The organism is Pseudoalteromonas sp. T1lg21, from assembly GCF_002964625.1.
Classification (GTDB): domain Bacteria; phylum Pseudomonadota; class Gammaproteobacteria; order Enterobacterales; family Alteromonadaceae; genus Pseudoalteromonas; species Pseudoalteromonas gelatinilytica.
The window spans coordinates 1-344 of record NZ_PQBX01000027.1; the positions used below are offsets into that span (position 1 = coordinate 1).

The window sequence follows — 344 nt, forward strand, 5'->3', positions numbered from 1 at the left end:
TTAGGTCAATTTATGGATTTTGGTTGTTCTGAACTTCCCGTTCCTGATGCTGGCCTATTAGCAATTCTTAAAGTGTTTATTTTAATTTCAGCGGCTTTTCTTTGTCGCCGTTTGATTTTTGGAGGTTAAGTCATGCTTGATTGGTTACAAGAAACGTGGAATGAAGCGAAAGAATTTTTATATAGCATCGTTTTAACAGTGTTAGAACTATTAAAAGATCTGGCTATTTGGATATTTGAAAGCTTCCTTGAAATATCTATCTTAGCAATTCATGGCCTTGATAGTGTGTTTGCTGGTTTGGATATCGCGTCACATATTAATTCATTACCCCCTGCCGTTTCCTT

1 protein-coding gene is annotated in these 344 nt (G+C 36.0%); it reads left to right on the forward strand.

Translation table 11 applies throughout. The annotated features are described in order from the left end of the window. Positions 1 to 132 precede the first annotated feature (132 nt). Positions 133 to 344 (forward strand): hypothetical protein (locus tag C2M25_RS06870; RefSeq protein WP_158679690.1); only part of this gene is annotated, 212 nt, incomplete at its 3' end.